1 protein-coding gene is annotated in these 737 nt (G+C 30.1%); it reads left to right on the top strand.

All coding sequences use genetic code 11. The features are described from left to right. Positions 1-63: 63 nt before the first annotated feature. The coding region (locus KPL50_RS26650) for an energy-coupling factor transporter ATPase (RefSeq protein WP_216301471.1) at positions 64-737 on the top strand (674 nt) is incomplete at its 3' end.

Consider the following 737-nt stretch of genomic DNA (forward strand, 5'->3'; position numbering starts at 1 on the left):
TAGACAGAAGGGTATTAATATAGGATCTGATATACTAACTATAAATGAGATGGTGAATGCATTATGTCAATTAAAATAGAAAATTTAACACATATATATATGCCAAAGACTCCTTTTGAAAAAAAAGCTATAGATGATGTATCTATAGAAATAAAGCAAGGAGAATTTGTGGCACTCATTGGGCATACCGGCTCAGGTAAATCGACACTAATTCAACATATAAATGGTTTACTAAAACCAACTTCAGGTACGATTTTAGTAGATGATATTGATATAACAAAGAAAAAAATGAAATTAACAAGTATAAGAAAAAAAGTTGGGCTAGTATTTCAATATCCTGAATATCAACTTTTTGAAGAAACTATTGAAAAAGACATTTCATTTGGACCTCGAAATTTAGGTTTAGATAATGATGAAATAAATAGAAGAGTTCAAAGAGCTATGAAAATTGTTGGACTTGATTATGAAGAATATAAAGATAAATCACCTTTTGAGATAAGTGGTGGACAAAAGAGAAGAGTAGCTATTGCTGGAGTAGTGGCTATGGAACCAAGGGTATTAATCTTAGATGAACCAACTGCAGGACTTGATCCAAAAGGAAGAGATGACATCTTAGATAAGATTGTTGAGCTTTATAAAGCAAACAATATGACTATAATTTTAGTATCACATAGTATGGAAGATGTAGCTAAAGTTGCAAATAGAGTTTTAGTAATGGATAAAGGAAAATGTATCTT

This window comes from Clostridium sp. CF012, assembly GCF_018861755.1.
Lineage (GTDB): Bacteria > Bacillota > Clostridia > Clostridiales > Clostridiaceae > Clostridium_AD.